This is a genomic window from Chitinophaga sp., from assembly GCF_035564935.1.
Classification (GTDB): domain Bacteria; phylum Bacteroidota; class Bacteroidia; order Chitinophagales; family Chitinophagaceae; genus Chitinophaga.
The window spans coordinates 1-6,907 of record NZ_DATMTE010000631.1 but is presented as its reverse complement, the minus strand read 5'-3'; the positions used below and the strand labels follow the sequence as shown (position 1 = coordinate 6,907).

Below are 6,907 nucleotides of genomic sequence, written 5' to 3'. Positions count from 1 at the left end.
TGTTAGCTTCAGGGGAACAGAAGAACAAAAAAGCGGCAAGTTCCAGACGGTGGTCAGTGAAAAGGCCGTTGTGATACTGGATACAGAAACCGGCGCTTACATCATTGCACCTGAAATCAGGGACTTTGGCCAGGTGCAATGGGTAAAGGGAGATTTTTATAAAACTTACCAGGTGGGGAGAGATAATAAAAAAGGAGATGGTAAATGAATGAAGAAGGGAGATGACCGTTAAATGTTCATCTCCCTTCTTTATTCCTTATTTCTCCCCGGGAATCACAGGCAGCTCCAGTACCTGTCCTTTTTGCTTTAACCGTTGCTGCAACTTTGCTATATCTACCTGCTGCACGGGCACTCCGTCTTCTACGGCAATAGCTGCCGCGATGCCGGCGCTTTCACCCAATACCATCCAGGCGGGCTCCACTCTTACGGAGGAGAAAGCCACATGGGAGGCCGACACGCATACCGGTACCAGCAGGTTGGTACATTCCGATTGTTTGGGCGTAATGGCCCTGTAAGGCAGTTGGTATGGATAACCGATCTTCCGCGTTTTTAAACGTACAGGGAATATAGTGCCTTCATTAATAAAACCACTGTCGGTGCTGATACGCTGGCAATCGTGCGAATCAATAGGAAATGAACCGATAGCAATAACATCCTGTTTTTGTATTTCCTGCTGGATATCTTTCTGGGTCATAAAATATTCCCCTACCATTCTCCTGCCTTCACGCACGTATAATACAGGAGGGAAATGTTTTGATGCGCTAAATTCATCTTTTGCATATCCCAGCTTGCTCATTTGCGTACGTACATGCGCAGGCACCGCAGAATCAGTACACAGGAAGTACAACAACCCTTCCGTATAGCTGCGATGGGCATCCCATATGGCCAGTCTTTTGCGTGGCGCCGCTTCAGGATAATCATAATTTTCTCCCACCAGTCCGGTCGATATCTGACCGCCAATGCTGTTATTGCCGTCTATCTTTTGCCCTGGCAGCGGGTACATATCGAAAGGAACACCCATTTGCGGATTGGCTTTATAGAAACGGCGGAACAGTTCATACCTGGCGGGATCATAATTATCGGGGCGGTAAAAAGGCGCCTGGTTTCCCGGTTCAGTTGAAAGACAAAGGCGGAAACTGTACGTCATGATCCGGCGGTCGCCCTGCCCTTCCGGCGCCCGTGTATTACCGGAAATAAGCTGTACGGATGACTGCCCGTTATCCGGCGCAGGCGCTTTGGCCGGCTTCTTAAGATAAATAGCGCCCGCCAGCGGTTCTCCGAACTCGTCACGACTTTCCCTGCCAACGCGGTATTTCACACCGGCAGCCGCCAGCAGATCACCTTCATAGGTAGCATCAATAAATACTTTGCCCCTGAACACTTTGCCCGAGTAAGTACGGATGGCGGAGATCCTTCCCTTGGCGGTAACCGCCGATTTCAGGGTTTCATTCAGGCTTACCTGCACACCTGCTTCTTTCAGCAGGTCGTTAAATACTTTCTCTGCAATATGTGGCTCGTATGTCCAGGGTTTATTGTCTTTTTCACTGACATTGTAAGGCAATGCAATCCCTTTTGCAGCATATTCTTTTTCTATCCGTTTATGAAACTCTTCAAAAAGACTGCGCAACGTTTCACGCGCCATCTGGTTGGAATCACTGAAGGAAAGGCCGCCGCTCATCACGCCGCCTACTAACGGGAGCGGCTCTACGATCATTACGCTGCGGCCTTCTCTTGCTGCAGCTATCCCTGCCAGTACGCCGGATGGAGTGGCGCCATATACTACCACATCATAAACAGTGGCCGCGCCGGCGCTGTGGAACAGCACCAGGAATAAAATGGTGAGTATTCTTTTCATATCTCTTCTACTATTTTTAAGTTGATGAATGTCAGTAGCCCGGGTTCTGATCTTTGGCAGGATCCAGTGCTTTGTTGTAGTTCATTTCCGACAACGGGATAGGCCAGAGGTAATGTTTTTCTGCAATGGTTTTACCAGTAGCTGCCAGGATCACTGCCTTCGCAGTACCGCTGCGTTTCAGATCCAGCCAGCGTTTCCCGGAGATCTGAAATTCGTAGGCCCGTTCCTGTAATACCCTGCCGGTAAATGTAGCAGCGTTGTAATCCGCCAGCTGAAGATCGGTTTCGGATGGCATCCCCGGCGCTTTGCCGTAAGCGCGGCGCCGCACCTGGTTCAGCGCTTCCATACCGGCGGCCGTTGGGGCATTACCTGCCCGGCAGGATGCTTCTGCATATATCAGTAATGCATCTGCATAACTGTATACGGGATCGTCGTTACCCGCACCTTCTTTGCTGGCCGCCTTGGTGTCGGTGTAGCGGGAGCTGATCAATGTATGGGCGCCAAGACCAATATCCAGCTTATCCCACAGCGCTTTCCGCAAATCGTTGCTATCCCAGCTGCTGAAAAACTCGCTGGTTTCATCTCCATATAACACATACGACCCTCCGAAATTGAATAACTTAGTATTGGGATGATTGGTGATCCATAACATATAGTTCCCCTGCCCTGCCTGCCGCATGTACTTCAGGTAAAAGATCTCTTCGCTGGTGCTGAGTAATTCCGGGCCTGCCACTTTGTTCTGGAAGTCACTTTTCGAAGTAATGGGCACCATTGAAAACTGGTTTGATTTAATCACTTCATCGGCTTTATCGCGCGCTTCGGCGTATTTTCCCAGTTGCAGGTAAACGTCTGCCAGTAAGGTTTTGGCAGCCCATTTGGAGGGCCGGCCAACACTGGATGGTTTTTCCGGCAACGAAGTTTCGGCTGCATCCAGGTCTGATAAAATAAAGTTGTATACTTCTTCTGCGGTGCTTTTCTTCAGGTCTACCTGTTTAATATTCTCTTCTGTACGCAGCGGTACACCGCCCCAGTTACGCACCAGCTGGAAGTAACAGAATGCCCTCATAAATTTTGCTTCTGCAATGAACCGGTCAGCGTCGGTTTTGCTGATGGCGTTCCCGTTGGGTGCATTGCCGGTTACCAGGTTGGCGTTGCGGATAGCCAGGTAAAATGCGTTCCACAAGCCGGACACGCGGGTAATGTTGGCATCGTTCAAACCCTGAAACTCGTGCAGCGGCGCCCAGCTGCCACGGCCATTTGCATAATCGCTCTGGCATTCCAGGGTGGCTTCGTACACGCTCATATTGGTAGACCGCAGTGGCGTAAAAATGGCGTTCACTGCGGCTTCTACCTCTGCAGGCGTGTTATAGAAATTTTCCGTTACTGCCGATTTCGGCGTTTCGTCCAGCAACTTGCTGCAGGAAGTGCACAGGCACAGCAGCAGTACAGTGAAACCGGTTTTATGTAGGAGTGCTGTTTTCATTTTTCTTTTTTTCCGGAGATGATTAATTAAGATGTACACATAGCTCAGAAACCTGCACGGATCCCAATGGTAAACGACTTATTCGAAGGATAGGAATTAAAGTCGATCCCCTGCGCGGTAGAATTGCCTCCCCCGTTGGAATTTACTTCGGGATCCCACCAGGAGTATTTGGTGAAAGTGAGCAGGTTTTGACCGCTTACATACAGCTGCCCGTTCTGAATCCCCTTCACGCCCCATCTCCGGAGCGGCAGGTTATAAGCCAGCTGTATGTTTTTAAGTCGCAGGTAAGACCCATTCTCCACGAACCTGTTGGATACCCTTACCGTAGTGTTGCGGCTCAGCACCGGGTACTTTGCATTGGTGTTGGCCGGCGTCCAGTGGTCGTTATAAACATCGCGGGGCATGTTCAGCCCAAAGCCATAATCAATGGTATTGGCAATAGCGCTGGCATTGAACAGGTCATTTCCCTGCACTCCCTGGAGGAATACAGTTAAGCTGAGATCCTTGTAAGACATGGCGGAATTTAACCCGTATATAAAATCCGGGTTAGGGTTACCGATATATGTTTTATCTGCCGTGGTAATAGTGCCGCTTTTATCCAGGTCGCGGAACCTGATCTTTCCCTGCTCATCGTATCCGTCTTCCAGGTATCCCCAGTACTGACCAATAGGACGGCCCTCCCGCAAAATACTGGTTACGTCGTTGATCACAATGGCATTGATATTACCGCCCAGTACATCGTTTCCTCCATACAGCTTTACTACCTTATTCCGGTTAAAGGACAGGTTGGCATTGATATCCCATTTGAAGTTGCCATCCAGCACCCTTGTATCAATACCAAACTCCAATCCTTTGTTCTGCACTTCTCCCACATTCTGGATAGTGGTGGTAAAGCCCATAGACGAGGGCAGTGCCACCGTATTCAGCAGGTCCCGGGTATTTTTGATGTAATAGTCTGCCGTAAAATTCACCCTGTTATCCAGCAGGCCCAGGTCCATTCCGAAATCCAGCTGTGCGGTGGTTTCCCATTTCAGGTTGCCGGGCAAACGGGTGCCGGGAGAAAACGTGTTATACATTTCATCATTAAATACTGTTTTGCCGCTGCCAAGTTGATTAAGCGTAGCATAGGGACTGATAGCCTGGCTCCCGGTGAGGCCCCAGCTGGTACGTAGTTTCAGGTTGGAAATGATGGCATTTCCTTTCAGGAAATCTTCATTGGATACTCTCCATGCCAATGCTGCCGAGGGAAAGTATCCCCACTTATTGCCTTTGGTGTACCGGGATGAACCATCGCGGCGGATGCTGGCAGTAACCAGGTATTTATCGTTGAAGTTATAATTAACGCGGCCCAGGTAAGAAAGCAGTACCGCTTTTGAATAACCGGAACCCGGTACGCCTGGTATATCGGCGGCGCTGAGATCGGAAGTTTCGAACACATCGCTCAGGAACCCGTTGCCACTGCCGGAAAGGGAGGTGGTGAGGAAGTCCTGGTAGGTAAATCCTGCCAGTACGGATATACTATGCCTGTTAAAAGTTTTATTATAGGTGATGGTATTCTCATTCAGGAGACTGGTGATCTGGTTGGTAACAACGCTGGCATTGCCGTTTGAATTAACAAAGTTGCGGGTGGTATAGTTGTCGGTGCGGTCGTCCCTGTTTTCAATGCCGCCCATTACCTTGATCGTGAGCCCGTCAACCGGTTTATACATCAGTGCTGCATTAGCCAGTACCAGGTTGGCTTTGATGGTATTGCGCTGTTCATTGATAAAGTTCAGCGGGTTAATGAGGTCTGTTGCTACAAAGGGATAAGCAATAGCCAGCACTTTGTAACTGCCATCGTCGTTGTACGGCGTTAGCGTAGGCGGTGCGGAAACAGCTGCCGAAATCATGGAGCTGCCGCGGCTTCCACCACCACTGTCTTTTCGGTCTGTTTTTAACCGTGATAAAGTGGCGTTCACGCTCACGGAAAATTTACTGCTGATATCATGACTCACATTGGCCAGTAAGGCATACCGTTTATAGTTACTACCGTTTACAATACCGTCCTGGTCAAAAATACTCCCGCCGATGGCAAAGCGTGTTTTCTCATTCCCGCCGTTTATATTCAGGTTAATGGTTTTCATAGGCGCTGGTTTGAATACCAGGTCCTGCCAGTCGAACCCCTTCCCGAAACCCTCCACCTGCGTGGGCGTAAAGTAGGGAGCAAGCCCGTCATTCGCTGCCTGTTCATTATAAAACGCAGCGTATTCTTTCGCGTTCATCATGTCCAGTTTACGGATCAGTGTTTGCGAGGAATAGCTGGTTTCCGCGTTTACATTGGTTCTTCCGGCCTTGCCTCTTTTGGTGGTAATGATCACCACGCCATTGGCGCCCCTGGAACCATAGATAGCTGTTGCAGAAGCATCTTTCAATACTTCAATACTTTCAATGTCTGCATTATTGAGAATGGTAGGATTACCTGATGTGGGAAATCCATCTACCACATACAGCGGTTCATTACTGCCCTGTATGGAATTGGTACCGCGTATGCGCATGCTCACAGGCGCGCCGGGAGCGCCGGTATTCTGTAGTACCTGTACACCGGGCGCCCTGCCGGATAACGCCTGGAACACATTGGCGGAAGGAAAAGCATTGATCTCTTCAGATCTTACCCGGGTGATAGCGCCGGTAAGATCACTTTTTTTCATGGTGCCATAACCTACCACTATCACTTCATCAATCCGGGCGGCATCTTTCTCCAGCACTACTTCAAGCGTAGTGACGCCATTTACGGGCACCTCTTTGTTCTTCAATCCTATAAATGAAATAACCAGGATAGCGTCGTTTGCCACGGTGAGCTTAAACCTGCCATCGTTGCCGGTAGCCACACCGGTCCCTGCTTTGCCTTTTACTGATACGGAAGCGCCGGGCAGCGGCGTACCATCGGGTCCCTTCACGATACCCGTGACGGTAATATCCTTTACCACCGGGTTGTCCGGACCAGGAGAGGAATCCACAGGCGTAATGATCACTGTGCCCGCCACTACTTTAAATACAAAGGGTCGCCGGACGATGATCCGTTTCATCACCTCGTTGATATCAGCATCCTTTACCCGCAGTGTAACGGGTGGCGCCCCTTTGAGGAAGTCGTCGTTATAGAGGAAACGCATCCCCGATTGCTGTTCTATTTCCCTGAATACATTTTCAAGTGCTGCCTGTTGAAAAGACAGGGTTAGCTTCTGCGCTACTCCTGTGGCATGTACCCCGGCTACCATTACCAGTAGCAAAAAAGCGGTTACTTTCATAGCGAGGATAATTTTGCAAAATAGCGGGTACGGGTGTGCGCTCCTGCTTATTTTGCTGAATAAAAAGGAATTCATAACTTGGAACTGTTAAGATGTTAAATAAATTTCGCTCAACGGACTTTACTGATACGTCTTATCTGAACGGAGGTGCCGCAAACACTTCCGTTTTTTTATCCGTATCAAACGTGGATGTTTCTGGTTGTCAGTTCATATTTGTTTGATTGATGTAAAAAAACTGTGGACTATTCATTTACCGGTAATTTCAGAATGATACTTTCAGGATAT

The 6,907-nt window shown here is 49.2% G+C and carries 4 protein-coding genes; 1 reads left to right on the top strand and 3 read right to left on the bottom strand.

What is annotated here, in order from left to right; genetic code table 11:
- Positions 1–208: hypothetical protein (locus VN105_RS16045; protein ID WP_325642542.1), on the top strand; the 208-nt coding region annotated here is incomplete at its 5' end.
- Positions 209–256: 48 nt separating this feature from the next.
- On the opposite strand, the gene VN105_RS16040 is transcribed toward VN105_RS16045, so the two are convergent.
- From VN105_RS16040 to VN105_RS16030, 3 genes are read right to left on the bottom strand one after another with little or no spacing between them, the layout of a single operon-like run.
- A complete protein-coding gene (locus VN105_RS16040; RefSeq protein WP_325642541.1) occupies positions 257–1,855 on the bottom strand; it encodes an FAD-dependent oxidoreductase in 1,599 nt (532 codons plus the stop codon).
- Between the two features lie 31 nt (positions 1,856–1,886).
- A complete protein-coding gene (locus tag VN105_RS16035) occupies positions 1,887–3,338 on the bottom strand; it encodes a RagB/SusD family nutrient uptake outer membrane protein (protein WP_325642540.1) in 1,452 nt (483 codons plus the stop codon).
- A 44-nt stretch (positions 3,339–3,382) separates the two neighbouring features.
- Positions 3,383–6,622 carry a TonB-dependent receptor gene (locus VN105_RS16030; RefSeq protein WP_325642539.1) on the bottom strand — a complete coding sequence of 1,080 codons (3,240 nt, stop codon included), beginning with the start codon at positions 6,620–6,622 and terminating at the stop codon, positions 3,383–3,385.
- Between the last annotated feature and the right edge of the window lie 285 nt (positions 6,623–6,907).